This is a genomic window from Thalassotalea atypica (assembly GCF_030295975.1).
GTDB lineage: Bacteria > Pseudomonadota > Gammaproteobacteria > Enterobacterales > Alteromonadaceae > Thalassotalea_F > Thalassotalea_F atypica.
Map to the genome: position 1 here is coordinate 974,027 of NZ_AP027364.1, position 24,680 is coordinate 998,706.

The 24,680-nt window shown below is 41.1% G+C and carries 20 protein-coding genes; 10 read left to right on the forward strand and 10 right to left on the reverse strand.

Going from position 1 to position 24,680, the window contains the following annotated elements; translation table 11 throughout:
• The first annotated feature begins 28 nt into the window (after positions 1–28).
• The 8 genes from QUE03_RS04540 (at position 29) to galE (ending at position 9,110) form a co-directional block, all read left to right on the forward strand.
• Positions 29–1,036 carry an NAD-dependent epimerase gene (locus QUE03_RS04540; protein ID WP_286265568.1) on the forward strand — a complete coding sequence of 336 codons (1,008 nt, stop codon included), beginning with the start codon at positions 29–31 and terminating at the stop codon, positions 1,034–1,036.
• A 92-nt stretch (positions 1,037–1,128) separates the two neighbouring features.
• Positions 1,129–2,028, forward strand: a complete 900-nt coding sequence (gene galU / locus QUE03_RS04545) for a UTP--glucose-1-phosphate uridylyltransferase GalU (RefSeq protein WP_286265570.1) — start codon at positions 1,129–1,131, stop codon at positions 2,026–2,028.
• A 129-nt stretch (positions 2,029–2,157) separates the two neighbouring features.
• Positions 2,158–3,093: a sulfate adenylyltransferase subunit CysD gene (gene cysD / locus QUE03_RS04550; RefSeq protein ID WP_286265572.1), complete on the forward strand. Its 936-nt coding sequence runs from the start codon at positions 2,158–2,160 to the stop codon at positions 3,091–3,093.
• Positions 3,094–3,183: 90 nt separating this feature from the next.
• Complete coding sequence (gene cysN / locus QUE03_RS04555) at positions 3,184–4,596, forward strand: sulfate adenylyltransferase subunit CysN (protein ID WP_286265575.1); 1,413 nt, start codon at positions 3,184–3,186, stop codon at positions 4,594–4,596.
• Between the two features lie 110 nt (positions 4,597–4,706).
• A complete protein-coding gene (locus QUE03_RS04560) occupies positions 4,707–6,434 on the forward strand; it encodes an SLC13 family permease (protein WP_286265577.1) in 1,728 nt (575 codons plus the stop codon).
• Between the two features lie 18 nt (positions 6,435–6,452).
• On the forward strand, positions 6,453–7,052 hold the full coding sequence (cysC, locus tag QUE03_RS04565; RefSeq protein WP_286265580.1) for an adenylyl-sulfate kinase: 600 nt from the start codon (positions 6,453–6,455) through the stop codon (positions 7,050–7,052).
• Complete coding sequence (locus QUE03_RS04570) at positions 7,052–8,029, forward strand: DHH family phosphoesterase (RefSeq protein ID WP_286265581.1); 978 nt, start codon at positions 7,052–7,054, stop codon at positions 8,027–8,029. Before cysC ends, QUE03_RS04570 begins: the two co-directional genes overlap by 1 nt.
• A 70-nt stretch (positions 8,030–8,099) precedes the next feature.
• Positions 8,100–9,110 carry a UDP-glucose 4-epimerase GalE gene (gene galE / locus QUE03_RS04575; RefSeq protein WP_286265582.1) on the forward strand — a complete coding sequence of 337 codons (1,011 nt, stop codon included), beginning with the start codon at positions 8,100–8,102 and terminating at the stop codon, positions 9,108–9,110.
• Between the two features lie 84 nt (positions 9,111–9,194).
• Here the strand turns inward: galE and QUE03_RS04580 are convergent, their stop codons facing one another.
• From QUE03_RS04580 to QUE03_RS04625, 10 genes are all read right to left on the reverse strand, one after another.
• Positions 9,195–10,415 carry an EAL and HDOD domain-containing protein gene (locus QUE03_RS04580; RefSeq protein WP_286265584.1) on the reverse strand — a complete coding sequence of 407 codons (1,221 nt, stop codon included), beginning with the start codon at positions 10,413–10,415 and terminating at the stop codon, positions 9,195–9,197.
• Positions 10,416–10,540: 125 nt separating this feature from the next.
• A complete protein-coding gene (gene putP / locus QUE03_RS04585; protein WP_286265586.1) occupies positions 10,541–12,001 on the reverse strand; it encodes a sodium/proline symporter PutP in 1,461 nt (486 codons plus the stop codon).
• 116 nt (positions 12,002–12,117) lie between these two features.
• Positions 12,118–12,831: a DUF3379 family protein gene (locus tag QUE03_RS04590; RefSeq protein ID WP_286265589.1), complete on the reverse strand. Its 714-nt coding sequence runs from the start codon at positions 12,829–12,831 to the stop codon at positions 12,118–12,120.
• Positions 12,824–13,339 (reverse strand): sigma-70 family RNA polymerase sigma factor, encoded by a 516-nt coding sequence (locus tag QUE03_RS04595; RefSeq protein ID WP_286265591.1) that lies wholly within the window; start codon positions 13,337–13,339, stop codon positions 12,824–12,826. The genes QUE03_RS04590 and QUE03_RS04595 overlap by 8 nt, the downstream gene beginning before the upstream one ends.
• A 149-nt stretch (positions 13,340–13,488) precedes the next feature.
• Positions 13,489–15,159 (reverse strand): BatD family protein, encoded by a 1,671-nt coding sequence (locus QUE03_RS04600; protein ID WP_286265592.1) that lies wholly within the window; start codon positions 15,157–15,159, stop codon positions 13,489–13,491.
• Positions 15,153–17,027 (reverse strand): VWA domain-containing protein, encoded by a 1,875-nt coding sequence (locus QUE03_RS04605; RefSeq protein ID WP_286265595.1) that lies wholly within the window; start codon positions 17,025–17,027, stop codon positions 15,153–15,155. Before QUE03_RS04605 ends, QUE03_RS04600 begins: the two co-directional genes overlap by 7 nt.
• On the reverse strand, positions 17,024–18,064 hold the full coding sequence (locus QUE03_RS04610) for a vWA domain-containing protein (protein ID WP_286265597.1): 1,041 nt from the start codon (positions 18,062–18,064) through the stop codon (positions 17,024–17,026). Before QUE03_RS04610 ends, QUE03_RS04605 begins: the two co-directional genes overlap by 4 nt.
• The gene (locus QUE03_RS04615) at positions 18,061–18,534 is read right to left on the reverse strand and encodes a DUF4381 domain-containing protein (protein WP_286265599.1); all 474 of its coding nucleotides are present in this window, start codon (positions 18,532–18,534) and stop codon (positions 18,061–18,063) included. The genes QUE03_RS04610 and QUE03_RS04615 overlap by 4 nt, the downstream gene beginning before the upstream one ends.
• A complete protein-coding gene (locus QUE03_RS04620) occupies positions 18,522–19,550 on the reverse strand; it encodes a DUF58 domain-containing protein (RefSeq protein WP_286265601.1) in 1,029 nt (342 codons plus the stop codon). The genes QUE03_RS04615 and QUE03_RS04620 overlap by 13 nt, the downstream gene beginning before the upstream one ends.
• A 9-nt stretch (positions 19,551–19,559) precedes the next feature.
• On the reverse strand, positions 19,560–20,516 hold the full coding sequence (locus tag QUE03_RS04625) for an AAA family ATPase (RefSeq protein ID WP_286265603.1): 957 nt from the start codon (positions 20,514–20,516) through the stop codon (positions 19,560–19,562).
• 268 nt (positions 20,517–20,784) lie between these two features.
• Between QUE03_RS04625 and fadI the strand changes: the two genes are divergently transcribed.
• Together fadI and fadJ are read left to right on the forward strand one after the other, a co-directional pair.
• Positions 20,785–22,095: an acetyl-CoA C-acyltransferase FadI gene (gene fadI, locus QUE03_RS04630; RefSeq protein ID WP_286265605.1), complete on the forward strand. Its 1,311-nt coding sequence runs from the start codon at positions 20,785–20,787 to the stop codon at positions 22,093–22,095.
• Positions 22,095–24,239: a fatty acid oxidation complex subunit alpha FadJ gene (gene fadJ / locus QUE03_RS04635; protein ID WP_286265606.1), complete on the forward strand. Its 2,145-nt coding sequence runs from the start codon at positions 22,095–22,097 to the stop codon at positions 24,237–24,239. Before fadI ends, fadJ begins: the two co-directional genes overlap by 1 nt.
• Positions 24,240–24,680 lie beyond the last annotated feature (441 nt).

Here is a 24,680-nt window from a genome sequence, read left to right on the forward strand (position 1 = left end):
TTAATGATTTTGGGATAAAGATAAACAAGTGAAGTATTTAGTAACGGGTGCAGCAGGATTTATAGGCTTTTTTGTCAGCAAACGATTAATTGAACAAGGCCATCAAGTGGTAGGGTTAGATAATCTCAATGACTATTATGATGTAAATCTAAAGTTGTCACGTCTTCAATTACTGAACGAGCTGACGTTGTTTAATTTTAAGCAACTAGATTTAGCGGACAGAAGAGGTATTGAAGACCTGTTTGCTATTGAGAAATTTGATCGTGTCATTCATTTAGCGGCACAGGCGGGTGTTCGCTATTCTATTGATAACCCGATGGCTTATGCTGATTCAAATTTAATTGGTCATTTAACTATTTTGGAAGGGTGTCGTCATAACAATATCGAGCACCTTGTCTATGCATCATCTAGCTCTGTTTATGGCTTAAACAGTAAAACACCTTTTTCAACAAGTGATGCGGTTGATCATCCTGTTTCCTTGTATGCAGCGACTAAAAAGTCAAATGAACTGATGTCTCATACATACTCACACCTATATGACATTCCAACTACAGGCTTGAGATTTTTTACGGTTTATGGGCCATGGGGGAGACCTGATATGGCGCTATTTAAATTCACAAAAGCCATTTTTGAAGGCAAGCCAATTGATGTCTACAATCATGGTGATATGCGACGAGACTTCACTTATATCGATGATATTGTTGAAGGCATTATTCGAACGCAAAACAACATCCCGATAAGAAACAATAGTTGGTCGGTTGAGCAAGGCAGCGCAGCACAAAGTAGTGCACCATATCGTATTTATAATATTGGTAATGGCAATCCGATAAAATTAACTTCATTTGTCAGCGCACTTGAAAAGGCGATAGGCATTGAAGCCAAGCAAAACTTATTACCAATGCAAGCGGGTGATGTTTATCAAACCTATGCCGATGTAGATGACTTATTTGCTGCGACAAGGTATCAGCCGCAAATGAATATTGAACAAGGCGTTGCAAATTTTGTTCAATGGTATCGAAAACATTATAACGTGTGATTGCCACAATAATGCAATATTTAATGAACCACGGATTACCAAATTGTGTCAGTAAATGACACCAATAACGTATTATGAAAATGGAAGACGAAATGTCAAAAGTGATCAGAAAAGCTGTTATCCCTGTTGCGGGTTTAGGGACTCGAATGTTACCTGCAACCAAAGCCATTCCTAAAGAAATGTTGCCCATAGTTGATAAACCTTTAATTCAGTACATTGTAAATGAGTGTGTGGCGGCGGGTATAAAAGAAATTGTATTAGTGACGCATTCATCTAAAAATGCGATAGAAAATCATTTTGATAAATCTTTTGAGCTAGAGACGACGCTGGAAAAGCGGGTTAAACGTCAATTGCTTGGAGAAATTCAAGCAATATGCCCAAGAGATGTCACCATAATGCATGTTCGACAGGGCGAAGCTAAAGGTCTTGGGCATGCTGTATTAAAAGCCCGTCCAGTGGTTGGAAATGAGCCTTTTGTCGTGGTATTACCCGATGTTATTCTTGATGATGGTAGTGCCAACTTAAAAGAAGAAAACTTGGCTGCTATGATAGCTCGCTTTAACCAAACCGAACATAGTCAAATATTGGTAGAGCCAGTGCCTATGGAAAAAGTAAGCAATTATGGTGTGGTTGATTGCGGCGGTGCAGCTTTAAGTGCAGGACAATGTGAGAAAATGACAGCGGTTGTTGAAAAGCCCGCGGTTGAAGATGCGCCATCAAATTTGGCGGTTGTCGGTCGCTATGTATTATCAGAGCAAATATGGGATTTGTTAGAATATACACCACCAGGTGCCGGTGATGAAATACAGCTAACGGACGCTATTGCAAGTTTAATGAAAATAGAAACAGTTGAGGCTTTTCATATGACAGGTAAGTCTCATGACTGTGGCTCTAAAATGGGCTACATGATGGCCAATGTCGAGTATGGCCTGCGTCACCCTGAGCTAAATAGTCAGTTTAGGGCATATCTAAAGCAACTGGTTTTAGAGTAAGCTTAGATATTGCTGATAAATGGTAAAAGGAGTTTTTATATTTCGAAATGGAATATAAAAGCTTTTTCTTATATGGTTGAGCTACGCAGGATGTGGCACAATATTGACAATAAAAATTGCAACAGCTGATTGGCGCTTGCAAAAACGAAGGAAGTTAATAGGTTTATGAATTTAACCCATCTGCAAAAATTAGAAGCTGAATCAATCCATATTATACGTGAAGTCGCTGCGGAATTTGATAAGCCGGTGATGCTTTACTCTGTGGGCAAAGACTCTGCCGTTTTGTTACACCTTGCGCGAAAAGCGTTTGCCCCAGGAAAAATTCCCTTCCCACTTTTACATGTGGATACTACGTGGAAGTTTAAAGAAATGATCGCGTTTCGTGATGAAATGGCGAAAAAATATGATTTTGAACTACTTGTTCATAAAAATCCTGAAGGGTTAAAAATGGGGATCAGCCCATTTAAACATGGCAGTGCAAAACATACTGACGTCATGAAAACCCAAGGCTTGAAACAGGCACTCGATCATTATGGCTTTGATGCTGCTTTTGGTGGCGCACGTCGTGATGAAGAAAAATCTCGTGCCAAAGAAAGAGTGTATTCATTTAGAGATGAGAACCACCGTTGGGATCCGAAAAATCAACGTCCAGAGTTATGGAACATATACAACGGTAAGGTTGATAATGGCGAAAGTATTCGTGTATTTCCGTTATCAAACTGGACTGAACTCGATATTTGGCAATATATATACCTTGAAAATATTGAAATTGTACCGTTATACCTTTCTGCCGAGCGACCAGTAGTAGAGCGTGATGGCACCCTGATCATGGTCGATGATGACCGTATGCCGCTTGAAGAAAATGAGCAGGTTCAGATGAAGAAAGTTAGATTTAGAACTCTAGGTTGTTACCCATTAACAGGCGCCGTTGAATCTGAGGCTGCGACCTTACCTGATATAATTCAAGAAATGTTGCTGACGAAAACTTCAGAACGACAGGGGCGAGTTATTGATCACGATTCAGCAGGTTCAATGGAGAAGAAGAAAATGGAAGGGTACTTCTAAATTTTCTTTAGGCAATACATCAAATTTTCTCAGCTGCGTTTTATCATTGTGAGTTCAATTCAAAGTGCAGTTGCTAAGTAAGGGATAAAAATGAGTCATCAGTCAGACTTAATTGAACAAGACATTCAAGCGTATTTAAAGCAACATGAAAATAAAGAACTGGTCAGATTTTTGACTTGTGGTAGTGTTGATGATGGAAAAAGTACGTTAATCGGCCGCTTATTACACGACTCAAAAATGATTTTTGAAGACCAATTAGCAGCTATTGAAAACGACAGTAAAAAATCGGGTACAACGGGCGAAACAGTTGATTTAGCGCTATTGGTTGATGGTTTACAGTCAGAGCGAGAGCAAGGTATCACTATTGATGTTGCTTATCGTTATTTTTCAACAGATAAAAGAAAGTTCATTATTGCAGATACCCCTGGACACGAGCAATATACACGCAACATGGCAACAGGGGCTTCCACCTGCGATTTGGCCATTATCTTGATTGACGCTCGCCATGGCGTTCAAGTGCAGACCCGTCGCCATTCTTTTATTTGTTCGCTACTGGGTATCAAACACGTTTTAGTGGCCGTGAATAAAATGGACTTGGTTGATTATAGTCAAGAGAGATACCAAGAAATTAAAAAAAGTTATCGTGAATTTGCTGAATCATTAGCGTTTGAAGACATTCGTTTTGTACCGATTTCGGCGCTCAATGGCGATAATGTTGTTGAAGAAAGTGAAAACATGAGTTGGTACCCCGGTGCTACCTTAATGAAGTTACTGAACACGATAAAAGTTGAACGTCAGCAAGCATTGTCAGAGTTTAGGTTCCCTGTGCAATACGTTAACAGGCCACATCTTAACTTTAGAGGATTTGCGGGCACGATTGCGGCTGGCCAAATTAGAATTGGCGATACGATTGTTGCCTTGCCATCAGGCAAAGAAAGTCATGTAAAATCAATAGTCACCTTTGATGGCGAGCTAGAGCGTGCGGAAAAAGGCATGGCCATTACCCTGACGCTAGAAGATGAAATTGATATCAGCCGTGGTGACATGATTGTGAAGAAGGATGCCATCCCTTCTTCATCTAAAAACTTCAGTGCTAACGTTGTTTGGATGCATGAAGAAGCGTTAGAAACTGGTCGTGAATATTACATCAAGCACGGCACCCGAATGACTACTGGGCACGTATCGAAAATTGAAAATAAAATTGATGTTAATACCATGGAGGCGAGTGAGGTCTCGCAATTGGGCTTAAATGAAATTGGCACGGTCGCTATGAGCGTGGCAGAGCAAATCCATTTTGATCCGTATGAAATTAACCCAGAAACTGGGGCGTTTATCATTATCGATCGCTTAAGTAATGTGACGGTTGGTGCCGGCATGATTAAGCAAATAAGTGAAACGCTTAAAGAGCAAAGCTATTCCGATTTTGAAGTTGAATTTAACGCCTTAGTCCGCAAACATTTCCCACATTGGGGCTCTCGCGATTTATCTAAATTGTTTGGCTAACTACTTCTTGATGAAAAAGCGCTTAATTGCTTGCTAGACTTAAAATGTTGAGTAATAGTAAGTAATTAAGGCGCGCTTTTAGCATTAAACAACGTGAAAAGGATCACTAGATGGCTGCTATGCAATGGGTAATGCTGGCGATATTCTTCGGTACTTTAGTCGGTCTGATCAAGTTTCAAAAGGCTCCTGAGCGCGTATTTTTCGGCGCTACACTTCTCTGCCTCGCCGCTACATTAGTCTCTACCGATGATATTTTAGCAAATGCAGTTAACCCAGGGTTAGTAACACTCGTTTTATTGGTACTTTGTTCATTTGCGTTCGAGCGTACCAGTGTGCTTCGTCGATTGTCGACTATTCTAATCAGTGGCTCGAAAATTAAATCCACATTGAGGACTTTACTCAGTGCGGCATTCGCATCGGCTTTGATGAATAATACAGCGGTTGTGGCAAGCCTGATCAATACCGTTAAAAACAACACCCTTATTAATCCAGGAAAATTACTATTACCACTTTCATTTGTGTCGATTTTGGGCGGTACGTTAACCCTGGTCGGCACCTCCACCAATTTACTTGTAAATAGCCTCTACATCGAACAAAGTCAAAACAGCTTGGCATTTTTTGATTTCACTATCATTGGTCTTACCGCATTAGGCATTTGCTCTATTGTTATATTACTTCGCTTGCCGAGTTTGCCTGATATTACTAAAGAAGCATTACAAACCAAAGAATACCTAGTTGAAGCTGAAGTTGTAGAATCATCTGGACTAATTGGTAAGACTATCGAGGAGAATGGCTTAAGAAGCTTGGACTCATTATTCCTAGTAGAATTGGTTAGAAAAGGACGACTTATTTCTCCTGTAAAGCCTGAGGAATATTTGGAAGTGGGCGATAAACTGATTTTTACTGGTGACATATCCAAAGTGTTGACCTTACAGCAATTTGACGGTTTAACACTCTTTGCTGAACAAGATGGTTTGCTGCGGGATAATTTGACTGAAGTGGTGATAAAACCGGATTCTGCTGTTATTGGAAAAAGCCTTAAAGGAGCGGGATTTCGGGCTCGATTTGATTCAGCCGTTGTTGCAATAAGGCGAGAAGGTGGGACATTATCAGGTAAGCTTGGTGAAATCGTCATTCAATCAGGCGATTTTCTTGTCCTTGCCGTCGGTAAAGACTTTAGCTCTCGTACCAATTTATCTAAAAACTTTTTTATCTTATCCGGTCATCAGCCCGATAACATGCTTTATGGTTGGCGTGATCGTTTGACCGTGTTTGGCTTTATCGTTTCTATTGCAACGTCTGTACTAACGTCTATTAGCTTGCTTAAATGCCTATTGTTTTTTGTTGCTTTACTCGTCTTTACTGGCTGTCTACCTATTAACGAAATTAAGCGACGTTTTCCACTGGAAATATGGATGATCGTATTAAGCGCACTGACCTTAGCAACCGCTATGGAAAATAGCGGTGTGGCAGAGTTACTGGCGAGTCAAGTTGAGCAACTATTACATGGGCAAAGTATTTTTATCGTCTTTATTATGGTATTTGTCTTGACCTTAGTGGTGACTGAATTGGTAACAAACAATGCGGCAGCAGCATTGATATTTCCTATTGCTTACAATATGGCCATTGGGCTAGACGCAAACCCGGTACCCTTTGTCATGGCAGTCGCTTTTGCTGCTAGCGGGAGTTTTATCAGTCCGTACGGTTATCAAACCAATGTCATGGTATTTAACGCGGGCAACTACCGATTAGCCGATTTCGTTAAGTATGGCTTGCCTGTATCAATCACATATTCGGCGGTGGTGATTTTTATGATCCCCGTTATATTTCCATTTTAATCATTTAAGTTAAAACATATGAAAACAGAAAACACCGTTTGGCATGAACAACAAGTAAACAAAGCCCAACGTGCAGCACTGAACAATCAAAAATCGTGCTTACTTTGGTACACCGGATTAAGCGGCTCAGGCAAATCAACCATAGCTAACGCTGTTGATGCATTGTTACATCAACAGCAGTGTCGTACATATTTGCTTGATGGTGATAATGTGCGTCATGGTTTAAACGGCGACTTAGGCTTTAGTGATGAAGATCGTATAGAAAATATACGCCGTGTTAGCGAAGTGGCAAAACTGTTTGTCGATGCTGGCGTGATTGTTTCTACTGCATTTATTTCACCTTTTGCCTGTGATCGTCAGATGGCGCGTGAAAAATTAGACCATGGTGAGTTTATTGAGGTCTTTATCGATACCCCTATAGCTGTTTGTGAACAACGAGACCCAAAAGGGCTATATAAAAAAGCACGAAGTGGCGAGATTAAGGATTTTACTGGCATAGACTCTGGCTATGATGTACCTAAGGCGCCTGAAATTCACGTTCACACCGACGAACACTCTGTTCAGGCATGTGCGGAGCAAATCGTAAGTTACTTACGAAATCAAGGATTTATACAGTAGTGGTTAAAAATAATAAAAAACATTTTGATGTCTTTAATGGTGATGCTGATGGCATTATTTCATTAATTCAACTGCGTCTTGCTGAGCCTAAAGATTCAGTCTTGATCACGGGGGTAAAACGAGACATTCAATTAATTGAAAAAATAGATCTATCGAGAGCTCAGTCAATGACAGTGCTTGATATATCCATGGAAAAAAACGTTACGGCGCTCGAACAAGCATTGGCTCAAGGCATTGCTACGTTTTATGTTGATCATCATCGAAGTGGTGAAATTCCTACTCATCAAAACCTAACACCGATCATTAATACTGATGCCAATACATGTACCGCATTATTGGTCAATGAGTATTTAAAGGGACAATATGCCAACTGGGCGGTTGCTGCTGCATTTGGTGACAATATGACGGCCTCGGCTATCGCATTATCTAATCAGATAGGCCTGTCAGAGATACAACAGCAGCAATTGAGCGCTTTAGGAACGTACATTAATTATAACGGTTATGGTCAGGCGGTCGAGGACTTACATTTTCACCCTGCGGAGCTGTTTAAGGCATTGTTAGCATATTCTGATCCATTTGATCTGATCTTGGATGAGGATTCAATTTTTTCAACCTTAGAACGGGCCTATCATGAAGACATGAAACAAGCCCAACATTCTGAGATTCTAGTTGATAATGAAGCGATTAAAGTTGTGCTCCTAGATGACGCACCTTGGTCACGACGTGTTAGTGGTGTATTTGGCAATGAACTTGCGAATGAGTCACCTGATAAAGCTCATGGGGTGCTAACCTATAATCGCGATGGTGAAAGTTATACGGTAAGTGTTAGAGCGCCGCTAAAAAATAAGCAAGGTGCTGATGAGGTATGTATTCAATTTGCCACTGGTGGTGGCCGATCAGGCGCGGCAGGAATTAATAAATTACCCTTAGATCAGCGCGAACAGTTTATTTCGACCTTATTTAACTACTATAATTAAATCTCAGGCGTAGTCGCCATATTGAATAAATTAAATGTTAACGAGATTTAGCGTGATAAATGGATAAAAGATGAGTTTATTAGTTACAGGGGGCACGGGCTATATTGGTAGTCATACCGTGGTGGAATTGATTGAAAAAGGGCATGAGGTTGTTATTGTTGATAACCTGTCAAACTCTTCTACTCGGGTGCTGTCTAGAATAGAAGCCCTAACCGGTGTTTTCCCAACATTCATTCAAGCGGATATCTGTGATGCAAAAGCAATGAGTGATGTGTTTAGCCAACATGATATCGAAGCTGTTATTCACTTTGCTGGTTTAAAAGCAGTCGGTGAGTCAAATGAAATACCACTGAGTTATTACCAGAATAATGTCAGTGGCTCGATCACGCTTTTCGAAATAATGGCAAAGTTTAATGTTAAAAAACTTGTTTTTAGCTCGTCTGCAACGGTCTATGGTGAAAACAATATTTCTCCTTTAGATGAGTCGATGGCAACTTCTGCGACTAACCCTTATGGTCAAACGAAGCTAATGATCGAGAATATATTGATGGATTTGGCAAAGAGCGATACAAAATGGTCGATTGCTTGTTTACGTTATTTCAACCCAATTGGCGCTCATGCATCCGGTACTATGGGTGAAAACCCTAACGGTATTCCCAATAACCTTTTACCTTATGTCGCTCAAGTCGCCGTTGGCCGGTTGGCTCAGCTCAATGTATTTGGTGATGACTATGATACGCCAGACGGTACCGGAGTTAGAGACTATATTCATGTTGTAGACCTTGCCTTGGGTCATATTAAAGCTGTAGAGGCCTTAAATGATTTACAAGGATGTCAGCCGATCAATTTAGGTACTGGCAATGGCACTTCAGTTTTGGAGATTGTGAAGAGCTTTAAAGCGATTAGTGGTAAAGATATCCCATATGCTATTGTGCCCAGACGTGTTGGTGATATTGCGACAGTATTTGCTAATGCTGATAAAGCACTAACATTATTGAACTGGAAAGCGGTTCGTGATTTAAACACGATGATTGAAGATACATGGCGATGGCAATCGCAAAACCCAAACGGTTTTGAATAACAACATTACCACCTTCTTACTCTCAATAAAAAAAGAGCCTACGGGCTCTTTTTTCATTGCGTTACAGCGACAATAAAACTGATGCTATGTCATCTGACTAGCCTGTTCATCGGCCCATGCAAGCGCTTGGTTATAACATTCAACGGTTTTTTCTTTATCGAGTTGTAACTTTTCCATCACTAACATGGCCTTATCCCATTCTGCATGTTCAATCAGTTCCAACTGCTTGATAATCGCAGCCATGGTGCCTTTGCCAGTTAAGAGTGGCTCTGTTACTTCTTTTGCTAGTGGTAATTTAGCCAGTACGCTTTCCAAACTTTCATCTAAGATAGCATCAATCATTGATAAAAGGCCTGTCAAAAATGCCATTGATGTATCGCCTTGCGTTTTCATTAGTGGCGCGACAAGCTCACAGAATTTTGCCCGTGCCATCGACATTGTGATTAATTCAGACGGTTTATCAGGGTTAGCCGTAGTTGCAAACATTAAAGCAATAAACTTTTTCAACTCCGCTGAGCCTAAGATCACCAAGGCCTGTTTTATTGTTGAAATTTCACTTCGTCGACGAAAGATTGGTGAATTTGCATAGCGTAGAAGCTTGTATGATAACGACACATCGCGTTCAAATACTGCCGTGATAGAAGTTAAGTCTAAATCCGGTTTAGAGGTTTCATACAGCAATTCTGCCATAGCAATTTGCGAGGGCGATAAATTTTTGGCCTTAACCATTTCGGGTTTAGAAAAAAAGAAGCCCTGAAAATAATCAAAATCAAGAGCTACTGCTTGATTATATTCTTCATGGGTCTCTACTTTCTCCGCTAACAATTTTATGTGGGGATATGACTCAATTGCTTTTTTGATGACTTTAATTTCATCTACAGTAGTTTGCTGAAAATCGATTTTGATTATCTGGATAAACGGGTAAAAATGCCCCCAAACTGATTGATGCTCATAATCATCAAGCGCGATAGTGTAGCCTTTGTCATTAAGCTCTTTACAAATCGCCAAAAGTTTCTTACCTGGTTTAACTGTTTCCAATATCTCAACGACGACTTCTTCGTTGGTGAGCATGGTGGCATAACCTTGACTCAAAGTTTCTAGTGTAAAGTTAATAAAAGCTGGTTTGTTGCCGGTGAACTCATTGATTCCCATGTTAAACTGGCTTGCTTCAACCATTTTAGTTGTTGCTTCATCACCGTCTATATCTGGAAATATATTATCGATGCTATCTCTAAACAGCAGCTCATAGGCAAATAAAGCTTTGTTTTTGTCCAAAATAGGCTGTCGGGCCGCATAAAAATACATACGTAAGAAAATCCTTGGTTTAGCTTTTGTCTTCGTATTACTTAATTATTATTCTTTTGGGGTAAATTCAGGCGCAATACTGAAGTTAGGTATTACGCCACTATAATTTAATCGTTATTAAATCGCTAATCTTTATTTAACTGATGAAACATTTCTTCGGATTCTGTTGAGTCTGATTTAACGGTAGTTGACACTAATACGCCCACAGCCATTGCAGTGATAAAACCAGGGACTATTTCGTATAAATCAAATATTCCGCCGGTTAATTGCTTCCAAACAACGACAATTATTGCTCCAGTAATAACCGTGCAAATAGCGCCTAACTTGGTATATTTAGACCAATAAAGAGAAAGTATTACCGTTGGGCCAAACGCAGCGCCAAAACCTGCCCAAGCATAGCTAACCAAGTCAAGAACCGAGCTTTCAGGGTTCGTTGCGATTACTGTGGCGAGTAATGCAATAACAATTAGAGAAATACGCGAAAGCCACACAAGTTCTTTTTCACTGGCTTCACGTTGATTCAGGTGCTTGTAAAAGTCTTCTACAATTACACTTGAGCAAACCAGTAGTTGAGAATCAATCGTACTCATGATAGCTGATAGTATGGCGGCAATTATTACGCCGGCAACCCAAGGGTTGAGAATGCTTGACGAAAGCTGAATAAAAATTGTTTCACTATTTTCCAATGGTGTTTGTACATAGTAGGCCAGGCCTACCAAACCAACACCAAGCGCACCGATCAAAGACACCACCATCCATACCATGGCAATATTACGTGATGCTGGAATGTCTTTTGTTGAACGAATTGCCATAAAGCGAGATAAAATATGAGGTTGACCAAAGTAACCCAATCCCCAAGCCATAAGTGAGATAAAACCAAGCCATGAAAAATTTTTAAATAAACTGGCGTATTCTGGGTTGGCATTATCTAAAATTGCCGCTGTTTTATCTATACCGCCTAATTCATAGATTGTCGTAATAGGCAAAATAACCAATGCAAGTAGCATCAAGCAGCCTTGGAAGAAGTCAGTCCAACTGACCGCCAAGAAGCCACCTAAAAAGGTGTAAGATACAATGACTACTGCGCCAATGATTAACGCTGAGTTATAATCTAAGCCAAAGACTTTTTCAAATAAAATGGCGCCCCCAACTAAACCAGAAGAAACATAGAAGGTAAAAAAGATTAAAATAGTGGCTGCTGATATAAACCTTAGTAGATGAGAAGTATCATTGAAGCGGTTCTCGAAAAACTCTGGTAACGTAAGTGAGTCATTGGCTTTTTCTGTGAATTTTCTAAGTCGTGGAGCGACTAATAGCCAATTGAAGTAGGCCCCCACAACCAAGCCGACACCTATCCATACTTCGCTAACCCCAGAAAGATATATTGCGCCGGGAAGCCCAAGTAGTAGCCAGCCGCTCATATCAGATGCACCGACACTCAAAGCGGTAACTGCAGGGCCCAATTTACGGCCACCTAAAATATAATCACTTAAGGTATCAGTTGCTTTAAAAGCGACAACACCAATTGCTAAAGTGACCAGTAGGTAACTTACGAATGTTACTAAAGTTGGAAGTTCAAATGCCATGTTTGCCATACTTATTAGCTAGAATGTCGCTATGCTAACAAGTATGGTTTTAATGAGCTAGGGGCTAGTCTGAAATATTCGTAACAACTTTGTGATTTATAAAGTTTAGCCTTTGATTAAGTTGACCATTGAATGTTTTTTGCAAGGTTTTGCTGCCATTGATTTAAAGACTCTTGCTTATCGCCGACTATAATCACATTCTGTTGCCCAAACTGCTTTGCAATACCACGCAATTGAGCGTCTGAAAACTGCTCTGAAAACAACACTTCGTCACGATTAGGTACCACAAAAACATTAACTGGTGACGTTTTACCTTGGAAGACCAAATGCAAACTCTTGATGCCATCAAATCGACAATAATCTGCAGATATTAGTTCACCAATAGTACCACTAAAGCGGCCATCAAATGACGCCATTTTGCTATTTAATGAGGTCAGTGAAACCCGAGCATCTGTAGTATTATCAAAACTACCTACTTCATGATAAACGTGGGCTAATGCATAATCATCAATACCTGAGTATGCGCTAGAAAATTGCATAAAATTAAAGATTAAACCAAAGGCGAATGCCACTGATGCAGCTAGAGCAAGGTGAGTTCGACTCTTACGCTTTTGCTGACGATGACTAGCCATGGTTTGGCGCAGGATTAAATGATCACACAAATCTTCAGGTACAGGCACATTCAATGCTTGTTCAATTTTACTGTTTAGGATTTCAATCTCTTGAGCATATTGTTGTTTACTTGCATCTGCTTTTCTTGCAGACATAAATTCAGGATCTTGACTGTAGGGATCAGCGAGCAGGCTGCGTCTAAATTTCAGATCATCCATTGTGATTACCTCTTTTCAATGGTTGTTCATCGATCGCTTCTTTTAACTGGTTTCTGGCGCGAAACAGTCTTGTCATTACGGTGTTCTTATTTAAGTCGAGGATTTTAGCTATTTCTTCGCCGCTAAAGCCACCGACCACCTGTAACACAAGTGGCTCTCGATATTCATCTGGCATGAGACCTATTTTTTCTCTTAGCCAGTGGTTTTCTATTTCTTGTTCGGTACTTGTTGAGCGCGTATCTGTTATTGCGGCTTCATCATATTCACTCATTTCAAAACGCTTTCGTTCAAAGCGTCTGGCATTTTCACGTCGTAATATGGTGATCAGCCAAGACTTCGCGGCTTTTTCGTCCTTAAGTGAATCTAAGGCGCGCCATGCACGCAGAAAGGTTTCTTGCACCAAATCTTCTGACACTTGCTTATCATGCGTCAACCAATACGCATAGCGATATAAATCACTATGCAAGGCCCGAACAAGGGCTTCGTATCTTACTTGTTTTGTCGTCATGGAAGTAGAGACCCGATGGTCTGAATTATTATTTCGAATTATTTTTTTTAGCATTATTTAACGCGTAGAAATTAAAACGGCGAGGTTAAGTTTAGCCGATTGTGCTAAAAATAACATCGCCGAAGAAGTGTGATATTGAACCTGAAATATTAAGGGTTCAGTTTTATTGATGTGTTAGCGCTTTGTTTTGCTTGGATTTTATAAAGCGCTGATATTGCATGAACAAGCGCGTCTCCCTGCCACTCTTTGGCCGGTTGGTCGTTATTGCCATAAAAATAGGCATATAAATCATCGACTGCTTGGCTAAATTCATCATGACTAAAATACGCCTTTGCGTCACTAATATTATTGACGGTTTGCGTTTTACTGATACTTTTTGCCCAAGGCAACAACAAGTTCATCACTTGTGCACCTTGGTTCTTTTTACAGGCTGCTAATATAGCCAAGTGAACATCATTAACTTGATAAGTGTCGGTCTTATTCTTAAGAATTGACTTTGTACGTCGACTCAAAAGGTATTGCGTCAACCACGCTAGGCAAGTCAGTAACCATAATGCTAGGAATAACCACTGCAGCCAAGGCGATTTCTCAATAATAACAGTTTCGGGAGTGATATATCCTTTGTCTTGTTGAATGGCTGGGGGGGGAATATCTGTAGTCGTATCGATATTTTCGTTTGGTTTGATAATGATCGATTGCGCCGGTAATGTTGCAGTTTCCATGCGATTAGTGATCGTGTTCCACCATGGGATAGTTAGCGCTGGCAATTGATATTCTCCGGCACGACTTGCGACAATGGCAAAGTTTCGCACTGACTGACTGATGATTCGCCCTTTGTTTAAGCTTGAATGCAGCTCTGCTTGGTCAGGGTATACTTTAAGTCCTTTCGGCAACGTCAATGCTATTGATGGCAATTGCTCTGAAGAAACACCCGCAGCGGTTAACGTGATAGTACGTGTGATTGGCTCTCCAACTGTAAATTGCCCTTCAGTAGGTTGCCATTCTTCGTGTAGGGTCAGGAGCTCACTGGGTAGCCATTGGCCTTTGAATTGCTGAGGAATAGGGCGAACCTTAATAGGAATTTCTTCACCGATGACGCTTACGGGTTTTGTCTCACCAAAGCTTAGAAAATTTGAGCGTCTTGCCGATTGCACCATGATTTCACCTGAAAACATTGGGGATGCAAGTATAAAATCTCCGCTTTGTTGTGGAGTGACAGAGTAGGTACGTTCAATGACGCGAAAACGACGTCCATTAATAATGGTTTCATTTTCTTTATCTTTCCCCACTTGAGTGATGGTTGCGCCTTCGAAGCTTGGCTCACTTAAGCTGCCTCGTTGTAGTTCCGCAGCAAAATGCAGCTTTACCGTTAATGTCATCATCTGCTGAACATAAATGTCTTTGTTTGACACTTCTGTGGTGATAAAAAGGTCTTGCTGCCTTGACGCGCTGGGATCACTAGCCGATAGCACTTTAACTTGAATTGGCGCTGTTTGTTGATCGTCAATTTTTAGTGCAGGAATTGTTAAATTTCCTTCATGACGTGGAACCAATAATGTTGTCCATTTTGTGGTTCTCGAAGTTTGAAAATTAACCATGCTAGTTTGCGTGCTAACCGATGTTCTACCGACAATAAAATCATTCAATAGGGCAGAAGTGTCCAGTGCATTAGAATCGACATCATCATCAGCAACAACTGTTAATACGATAGACTCTTTGACAGTAACAGGGTTTTTATCTATCGAAGCGGTTACTTGAGTCAATGCATGCGACGGCATCATCCCAAATACACTGACCAATAAAATAATAGCTCTTACCACTTTTTCTTCACTCCTGATTGGCTGCCATTTTGACGACGCTTTTGATACTCCAACTGCATTTTGTTGCGTAATAAAAGGTAAGGATCGTCGGTGACCTTATTTAATAATTGCTGATGTTTTTGCGCTTTTTCTTGATCTATTTGTTCTTGACGCGCTTGTTGAGCTTGAGCTTCTTTAGTTTCTGGCTCGCCTTCTTCGGGCTGTGCTTCATTTTGAGCTTGTTGCTCTTTCTCTTGTTCTAGGTCTTTTTCTGCCTCGTTTTGTTGAGCGTTGCTGTTTTCCTGCTGCTGATCTTGCTGTTCTTGCTCTGATTGATTTTCTTGCGAGTTAGCCTGATCATCTTTTTTTTGTTCTGACTGAGATTGATTTTCGTCCGAGCTGTCAGATTGCTGGCTATCTTTATTTTGTTGCTCCTTTTGCTCTGATTGCTGTTCTTCAGAATCTTGTTGATCTTGGCTCTGATCGCCTTGTTGTTGCTCATTTTCCTGCTGTTGCTGTTGTTCTTGCTGTTTTTTGAGCTCTTCAATTAACGCCTTATTTTTTTGGGCATTTTCATCGTTTGGGTTTTTCTCCAATGCTTTATCATACGCTTCAATAGCGTTATCAAAATCTTTCAATTGGGCGTAAGCATTCCCTTGATTGTAATAGGCGTCTGCGGTATCAAGTTGTTGAAAGGAGCTCAAGGCTTGTTCATATTCTCCATTTTTATATTGTGCACTGCCTTTCCACATCGGATCTTCAAATAGCGCAGCGGCAGTGTCATAGCTTTCTTGATTATATTGCTGTTGACCCTGTTGATCTTTGGTCTTCCACAAATTGCTAAAATCAACAGCGTAGCTTGGTTTGCTCGGCAGCGTGAACATTAAGATCGCAGCAACTGATAACACGCCACGTCGGAAATAGCCCAATAAAAGTGGTAATAATAAAATAACGAGATAAGGACCCGCTTCTTGCCATTGATCACCGGTATTATTATTTTCCCCCTGCTGTTTTTCTTGCTGATTTTTCGAAGGTTTCGTCAAGGCTTCAATATCATCATTTTCATGGGAAATCGTTTGATAATGACCAGTTGATTGATTTGCAACGCCCGCTAAATACTTTGAGCTCAGGCGAGGAAGGACTATTGCACCTTTATCATCTTTTAATAACTCACCGTTAGTCAGCTTTATTGGTGCACCATCGTTGGTGCCAACACCGAGAATATTTAAACGATGTGGAAATGATTTTGACCAGTCGTTAATATCGCTGATGTCTTCAAAATCTATGCCGTCGGTAAACCAGTATATATCGCCTTCAACATGCCCTGCATTTGCTAACATATCGTTAGCCAGATACAAAGCGGCTAATGGATTACTGCCCATTTCAGGCATAAGATCAGGACTGAGAGACGGCAGTAATAATTTGATGTTATTAATATCTTCTGTGAGCGGACTAATAACAAACGCATCTCCGGCATAAGCAATAAGGCCAATGTCACCTTCGTTAAGGTTATCCAACAAGTCGATGGCTTTGTAGCGCGCACGGGTTAAGCGATTAGGGGTGATATCTGTGGCATACATGGAGTATGACATATCCATAATGAGCACAGAGCCCCGCTGTATTTGATAAACAGGCTGAGGTAACTTTTGCCAAGTAGGACCTGCCAGCGCAACTATTGCCAGCAGTCCGGTCAAAAAAGGTAAGGCAAGTGAAAGCGATTTGCCTTCGTTTCCTTGCTCTAACAACACCGAAGACAGGTGCTTGGGTACTAACTTGGTCCAGCCGGATTGGCTAACGCGGATCTTTCTTAGCAGATACATTGCAAGCATTAGCGCGATAATTGCTAATAACCACACCGGCCTAATAAAATGAAAGTCATTGAAATTCATTTGCTCACCCCTGCATTCTTATCTAATTTACTGCTGGCCGTATGCGTCGACCGACTTGCCCACATATGCCTTATGTTTATGGTAAGTAAATAACAGAACACGAGAATAAGCGATACAGCCAGTGGGTAATGGAACAAAGAAGTCAACGGACGCATTTGTTGTTGCTCTTGCTCTACCGGCTCTAGATTGTCGAGTAATTGGTATATTTCACTCATGCTTTGGCTGTCTCGAGCCCTAAAATATTTACCGCCAGTTTGTTCGGCGAGGTTTGTTAGTGTTGCTTCATCTAATTCGCTTGATGGGTTAACGCGGCGCGTACCAAACAAAGAACGTTGCAGCATGACATCTGCGCCAATACCGATGGAGTATATGGTAATGCCTTTATCAACAGCTAATTCAAGTGCTTGATCTGGTGTGATTTTACCTGCCGTGTTTTGACCATCAGTCAGTAATACCAATACGCGGTTCGAGTCCGGTTTTTCGTCAAAGCGTTTTGCGGCTAAAGCAATTGCATCACCAATCGCAGTTTTCTTGCCGACTAAACCAAGCACTGTTTCTTCTAACATTTGTTTGACTGTTTTTCTGTCAAACGTCATGGGGGTTTGCATATAAGCATCATCACCAAATAATATCAGGCCTAGGCGATCGCCTTGTCTTCTTTCTATAAACTCACCAAGCAATACTTTGAGCATGTCTAATCGGTTAACTGTAGTACCGCCCAGTTCCATGTCTTCTACTTGCATACTGCCCGATAAATCCACCGCTATCATCATTTCACGGCCTTCGGTTGGAATATCAATTGGCTCTCCTAACCATTGTGGCTGACTTGCCGAGACAACTGTAAGTAGCCATATGATGGTTAATATCGACAGTGGTACTTTATTTTTATTACTGCTCGACTCAATGGTTGAAACGCCAGACAACAAGTGTGGAATTTTCAGCGCTGCACTTTGGCTGTGCTTTTTTGCCGGTAGCCAATAGACCAATAGAGGTAATGGTAAGGCAAGCAGTAACCACGGCCATTCAAAATGGATCATATAGCCTCCTTCATTTGTGCAGGTTTAGGTGGTAAGGCTTGGCCAATCCAAAATTCAATAACTTCTTTTAATTGCTGGCATTCATTGTCATCAAAAGGCTTTTGATAATAGGTAATGAGTAAATTCTGGCATTTATTGTTGAACATTCGTTGTTGTTTTCTAGGTAGTGCTGCTGCTAAGAAGTCAGTTAACTTTTCTCCTGATAAATGAGCCACATCTTTTCTGGGAAAGTAAGCCATGGCAGCCCACTTTAATATGGTCATGTATTCGCTCGCCGAGCCAGCTTGTGCTAATTGTTTTAGCGCTACTTTACGATTACGCGTTAATTTAACCCGTTGTATAAATTTAATGATTAGCCATACCAATAATGCGGATAATAATGCGTATACCGCTATCCAGCCAGGGGCTGTTGGGTAATTGGCTATTTGTTCGGGGATGTGAATGTCTTGCAGTTGAGCTAACGGGTCCATTGACGGTCTCCATGGCTCAATTGATTTTCCAATGTTTCGGCTGCGCTAATAGTCAAAAGTCGAGCGCCGGCTTTAGTAAATAAGTGTTGTTGCATTTTCTGATGAGCTAGAGCACTTTGCGCGTATTCTTGTTCACTCTTCTTGTTACCTAGTGTCAAAGTTTGCCTGTTTTCGCCATCGCTTAGCACTACATTAAGCATGTTGGTGGAGGCTGGCAGTTGATGTTCAATAGGATCATAAATTTGGCAGACGATCAATTCACAGTGACGGCTGACATGAGCCAAATGTCTTACACTTTCTTCGCTTACTCCATAACCATCGGTGATTAAATAAACGAGACTACCTGGTCGGGCTAGTTGTCTGATACGAGCACAATTCTCTTCGAAAGCTACAGTAGCTTCTAGGGCAGGAGCTTGCAGGTTTTTTTCATTCTCTTGTAGTTGTGTGTTTAGGCCTAAACGATGAATTTCTTGCAGATTATGTAGATAGTGTAACACACCTTGCTTACGACTGCGTGGCTTGCATTCTAAATGGCGATGTTCATTAAATACGATACCGCCGAGTCGATCTCCACGCCCTTTGGCATGCCACGCGACTAATGCTGCGACATGTGCTGCTTGCACGGATTTAAATAGTAACTTGCTGCCAAAATGCATATTACTCGATAAATCTGTCGCAATAAGTACCGGACGCTCAATTTCTTCTCGAAATAACTTGGTATGTGTTTTACCTGTTCTAGCGGTCACGCGCCAATCTATCGTACGTATATCATCGCCCGTTTGGTAATGACGTACCTCATCAAACTCCATGCCTCGACCTTTGCTGCGGGCAAGGTAATTTCCAGACATTTTACTCGACTGGTTGCGATTAGCTGACAAGTTGATCAAAGAAGCTTTACTTTGGTATTGTAATAACTCTTCAATACTTAACGCTATGCCGTTTGTCTTAAGGCTAGACAAAATCGCCGGTACATCATTATGCTCAGGCGCTATTGATAATTGATTAAACCATTTCATCGCATTAACTTAGGCAACTGCAACTAAACTCAACAAGTGGTCAAGTAACTGATTAGGCGTGATCCCTTCAGCTTCGGCTTGATAAGTGAGCAAAATTCTATGTCTTAATACGTTGTGAAATACCGCTTGAACATCTTCAGGGCTGACAAAGTCACGGTTGTGAAGCCAAGCTCTAGCGCGAGCACAGCGATCCAATGCGATGGTTGCACGTGGACTAGCGCCGTAAGCAAGCCACTTTTTCAATTTATCGTCATATTTTTCGGGCTGGCGTGTTGCCATAATCAAATCAACGATATAGTTTTCAACTGCTTCTGACATATGAATTTTAAGGGCTTGTTCACGAGCCGAAAAAATTTCGTCTTGGCTTAAAATACGTAAAGCTTTTTTGTCGTGTTTAAGGGCTTCACCTCGATTAAGTTTGAGTATATCAAGCTCTGCTTTGGCATCAGGGTAATCAATATCAAGATGCATCAAAAAACGATCGAGCTGCGCTTCTGGTAGTGGGTAAGTACCTTCTTGCTCGAGTGGGTTTTGTGTCGCCATTACCAGAAATAGCTCTGGTAACTGGTAGGTGTTGCGGCCAACAGTGATTTGCCCTTCCGCCATCGCTTCAAGTAAAGCTGATTGTACTTTTGCTGGCGCACGGTTAATTTCATCAGCGAGGACTAAATTTCGAAATAGTGGCCCAGATTGAAAAACAAAGGTGCCATCTTCAGGACGATAAATATCTGTGCCGGTTAAATCTGCTGGTAGTAAGTCAGGGGTAAATTGTACTCGATGGAAATCAGCCTCCAACCCTTCTGCTAATGCATTCACTGCGCGGGTTTTAGCAAGTCCCGGTGGCCCCTCTACAATTAAATGTCCGTCCGCTAGTAATGCGATGAGTAAATTCTCAACCAACGCGGGTTGGCCAATGATTTGTTCAGATAAATGTTGTTTTAAATTTGCAAAATGTTCGATGGTCATAGGGTTTTATAACTTATTTTTCGAGGTTATTTATCATTTTTATTTAGTACGTATAGCTATTTTTACATAGTACGACATTAAAGACTCTTGATTCTATATATGGTTCCCAGAAAAAAAAACAAGCTTTGGGCAGTTAGTTGTAAATATTTTTATCTAAAATGAAAATAGCGATATCAACGAAAGATGATCAAAGTTTGAATTATTTTCATTTGCCGTTAGAATGAAATTACAAATATTAGAGGTCTGACCTCTTGGTTAGGGAAATATAATGACAAAAACACACACAATTACCACCCCGAAAGGCGAGCGTATTGCCGTGGTAGCGGGTCTTAGAACACCATTCGTCAAACAAGCGACCGCATTTCATGGCGTACCTGCTGTGGACTTGGGTAAGATGGTTGTCAATGAGTTACTTAAAAAGCATGAAGTAGATCCAAAAATTGTAGATCAACTTGTCTATGGGCAAGTTGTTCAAATGCCTGAGGCACCAAATATTGCCCGTGAGATAGTATTAGGTACAGGTATGAATGTTCATACTGATGCCTATAGTGTATCGCGTGCTTGTGCGACAAGTTTTCAATCCACGGTTAACGTGGCGGAATCAATCATGGCGGGCATTGTTGATGTTGGTGTTGCTGGTGGTGCTGATTCAATGTCAGTAGCACCGATTGGCTTATCAAAAAAGTTCGGTCGTACACTTATTGATCTAAGTAAAGCGAAAACATTCGGACAAAAATTCAATTTGATTCGCCAATTAGGCCTTAAAGATATTTTACCTGTTCCACCCTCTGTAGCTGAGTACTCTACGGGTATTTCTATGGGGCAAACAGCCGAGCAAATGGCTAAAACGCATAATATCTCAAGAGCCGATCAAGACGCATTGGCACATCGTTCTCATACTTTGGCAACTGAAAGTTGGGCACAAGGGAAGCTCGACGGTGAGGTGATGACAGCCCACCCTGAGCCTTACAAACAGTTTGTTGATAAAGATAATTGTTTCCGTGAAAACTCTGTCCTTGAGAGTTACGCTAAATTAAAACCGGTCTTTGACCGTAAACATGGCTCAGTAACTGCCGCTAACAGTACTGCGTTAACTGATGGGGGCGCCGCTATCTTATTAATGAGAGAAGGTAGAGCAAAAGAGCTTGGCTACAAGCCATTAGGTTATATTAAAAGTTATGCTTTTGCAGCGATTGATGTGTGGGAAGACATGTTAATGGGGCCAAGCTTCGCAACGCCGCTTGCATTACAACGTGCAGGCATGGAATTGAAAGATCTAGATTTATTGGAAATGCATGAAGCCTTTGCGGCCCAAGCGCTGGCGAATATGAAAATGTTTGCAAGCGACAAATTTGCACAAGAACATTTAGGTCGAGACAAAGCTATCGGTGATATTGATATGGCTAAGTTCAATGTCATGGGCGGGTCACTTGCTTATGGTCACCCGTTTGCCGCAACTGGCGCTAGGCTAATTACGCAAACCTTGAACGAATTAAACCGCCGTGGCGGTGGTGTAGGATTAACAACAGCATGTGCTGCTGGTGGCTTAGGCGCAGCAATGATTGTGGAGACAGATTAATGAGTGATACTCAAACAACAACAGATAATGCTTTTACTTTAATTAGAAAAGAAAATGGCGTTGCCCATTTGGTGATGGACGTTCCTGGTGAAACCATGAATACGCTAAAAGCAGAGTTTGGCGAGCAAATTACCGAAGTCTTCAAAGAAGTCCGTGAGGATGACTCAATTAAAGCGGTGGTTGTTACTTCAGGAAAAAAAGACTCTTTTGTCGCAGGCGCAGATATCAACATGTTGGCAAGTTGTACAACAGCTGAAGAAGCAACAACGATTTCTCGTCAAGGACAAATGATCTTTGATCAAATGGAGAACTTCCCTAAACCCTTAGTTGCTGCAATAAATGGCGCCTGTTTAGGTGGCGGGTTAGAGCTTGCGTTAGCTTGTCATGCGCGCGTATGTAGTGATAACCCGAAAACAGCATTAGGTGTACCTGAAGTTCAATTAGGTCTATTGCCAGGTAGTGGAGGTACGCAGCGATTACCCAAATTGGTCGGTATCCAAAAAGCATTAGATATGATGTTAACGGGTAAACAAATACGCGCTAAACAAGCGAAAAAAATGGGGTTAGTACACGATGTTGTACCTAACAGCATATTGCTTCGTACGGCAGAAGAGTTAGCACTTGCCGGAAAAGTTAAACCAGTAAAAATCAAGCGTTCACTTTTAGATAAAGCTCTAGAAGGCAACTCATTGGGCCGAAAAGTGCTTTTTGACCAAGCTAGTAAATCAGTTTTGGCCAAAACTAAAGGTAATTATCCTTCACCATTGAAAATCATCGACTGTGTGCGTGTTGGTGTTGAGCGTTCCCCAGCGATGGGGTATCAAACAGAAGCCAATCATTTTGGTGATTTGGTGATGACAGCTGAATCAGAGCAGTTACGTAATTTATTTTTTGCGACTACTGAGATGAAAAAAGAGCAGGGCGTTGCTGATGTTATGCCTGCCAAAGTAAACAAAGCGGGCGTACTAGGTGGCGGCTTAATGGGTGGTGGTATCGCCTTCGTTACTGCAACTAAAGCCAAGGTGCCGGTACGTATCAAAGATATATCACATAAAGGTGTTAGTGCTGCGCTTAAATATAGCTTTGATATTTTAAACAAAAAAGTCAAACGTCGTTTCATGCAAAAAAGTGAAATGCAAAGTCAAATGGCATCCATTACAGGTGCGCTGGACTATAGCGGCTTTAATGACGCAGATATTGTTGTCGAGGCTGTATTTGAAGATTTAAGTTTGAAACAGAAGATGGTTGCGGATGTTGAGCAACACTGTAGTGAAAAGACTATTTTTGCGAGTAATACATCAAGCTTACCTATTGGTCAAATAGCAGCTAATGCTGAGCGACCTGAAAATGTCATTGGCTTACATTACTTTTCACCTGTAGATAAAATGCCTTTGGCTGAAATTATCGCCCATGAGAAAACGTCGGATGAAACCATTTCCACGACCGTTGCTTTTGCTAAGAAGCAAGGTAAAACCCCTATTGTTGTCAAAGATAAAGCTGGGTTTTACGTTAACCGTATTTTAGCCCCCTATATGAATGAAGCAGCGTTGCAGTTATTAGAAGGTGAGCCGGTAGAAAAACTTGATAAGGCGCTAGTGAAGTTTGGCTTTCCTGTGGGGCCAATGCAGTTGCTTGACGAAGTGGGCATAGATATTGGCGGTAAAATTGGTCCAATTCTTAAAGCGGAATTAGGAGAGCGTTTTGACACGCCTTCAGCTTTTGGAAAGCTCATCGAAGACGGTCGACTAGGTAAGAAATCAAACAAAGGTTTTTATCTGTACGGCACTTCAGCCAAAAAAGGCAAAAAGCAGGTTGACGAGTCAATATACAACCTCTTGGGCATAACCGTTAACGGAAAGAGTTCAGCAGAAGATATTGCGAAACGCTGTGTTTACACGATGTTAAACGAAGCCGTACGATGTTTAGATGAAGGGATTGTAAGAAATGCTAGAGACGGTGATATTGGCGCTATTTTTGGTATCGGCTTCCCACCATTCTTAGGCGGTCCCTTTAGGTACTTAGATAAAGTTGGAGCGGTAAATGTTGTTGCGCAGCTTAATCAATGGGCATCTCAATACGGTGAACGATTTACCCCCTGTGAAGCTTTAGTGAAAATGGCTGAAAGCGGTAAAACGTGCTATTAAGCTAATTTACTTTAACGGCAAAGGCTTGCCGGCTAGTAGGTAAATATTGTTAAATGAGGGAGGCTAATATTAGCCTCTTTTTTATCCGTTTTACTTTCGAAAAATAAACACTTTTGCTATCATACGCCGCCTAAAATTATGAGTGGTTAGTATTGTGTTGTTGCTATTATCTATTGTATCGATTGTTAGTTGTTTGTTTTTTTATTGTCAGGCATTAAGCAGTGGCTTAGGACGAAAGCGGTGGGCAACAGCTGGCCTTATTTTTGGACCTGTTTTATGGCCAATTTTTTGTATGAAAAAGAGAATGAAAGTCAATCGAACTTTTGGCTTTAATTGTTTGTTGTTCAGGGCGTGAATTAACGAGGGATAGCCCTATTTAATTACGGGTAGAGACTAATTGGGATTAAAGAACATTCGCTAACGTCCGTGTTGCGATTAAGC

Bases quoted from the DNA above. Each gene is read 5' to 3' on its own strand.
- QUE03_RS04625 (WP_286265603.1), bottom strand. From the start codon at position 20,516: ATGACCATCGAACATTTTGCAAATTTAAAACAACATTTATCTGAACAA.
- putP (WP_286265586.1), bottom strand. From the start codon at position 12,001: ATGGCATTTGAACTTCCAACTTTAGTAACATTCGTAAGTTACCTACTG.
- QUE03_RS04560 (WP_286265577.1), top strand. From the start codon at position 4,707: ATGGCTGCTATGCAATGGGTAATGCTGGCGATATTCTTCGGTACTTTA.
- cysN (WP_286265575.1), top strand. From the start codon at position 3,184: ATGAGTCATCAGTCAGACTTAATTGAACAAGACATTCAAGCGTATTTA.
- fadI (WP_286265605.1), top strand. From the start codon at position 20,785: ATGACAAAAACACACACAATTACCACCCCGAAAGGCGAGCGTATTGCC.
- QUE03_RS04615 (WP_286265599.1), bottom strand. From the start codon at position 18,534: ATGGACCCGTTAGCTCAACTGCAAGACATTCACATCCCCGAACAAATA.
- QUE03_RS04595 (WP_286265591.1), bottom strand. From the start codon at position 13,339: ATGACGACAAAACAAGTAAGATACGAAGCCCTTGTTCGGGCCTTGCAT.
- fadJ (WP_286265606.1), top strand. From the start codon at position 22,095: ATGAGTGATACTCAAACAACAACAGATAATGCTTTTACTTTAATTAGA.
- QUE03_RS04605 (WP_286265595.1), bottom strand. From the start codon at position 17,027: ATGAATTTCAATGACTTTCATTTTATTAGGCCGGTGTGGTTATTAGCA.
- galU (WP_286265570.1), top strand. From the start codon at position 1,129: ATGTCAAAAGTGATCAGAAAAGCTGTTATCCCTGTTGCGGGTTTAGGG.
- galE (WP_286265582.1), top strand. From the start codon at position 8,100: ATGAGTTTATTAGTTACAGGGGGCACGGGCTATATTGGTAGTCATACC.
- QUE03_RS04580 (WP_286265584.1), bottom strand. From the start codon at position 10,415: ATGTATTTTTATGCGGCCCGACAGCCTATTTTGGACAAAAACAAAGCT.
- QUE03_RS04590 (WP_286265589.1), bottom strand. From the start codon at position 12,831: ATGGATGATCTGAAATTTAGACGCAGCCTGCTCGCTGATCCCTACAGT.
- QUE03_RS04610 (WP_286265597.1), bottom strand. From the start codon at position 18,064: ATGATCCATTTTGAATGGCCGTGGTTACTGCTTGCCTTACCATTACCT.
- cysC (WP_286265580.1), top strand. From the start codon at position 6,453: ATGAAAACAGAAAACACCGTTTGGCATGAACAACAAGTAAACAAAGCC.
- QUE03_RS04620 (WP_286265601.1), bottom strand. From the start codon at position 19,550: ATGAAATGGTTTAATCAATTATCAATAGCGCCTGAGCATAATGATGTA.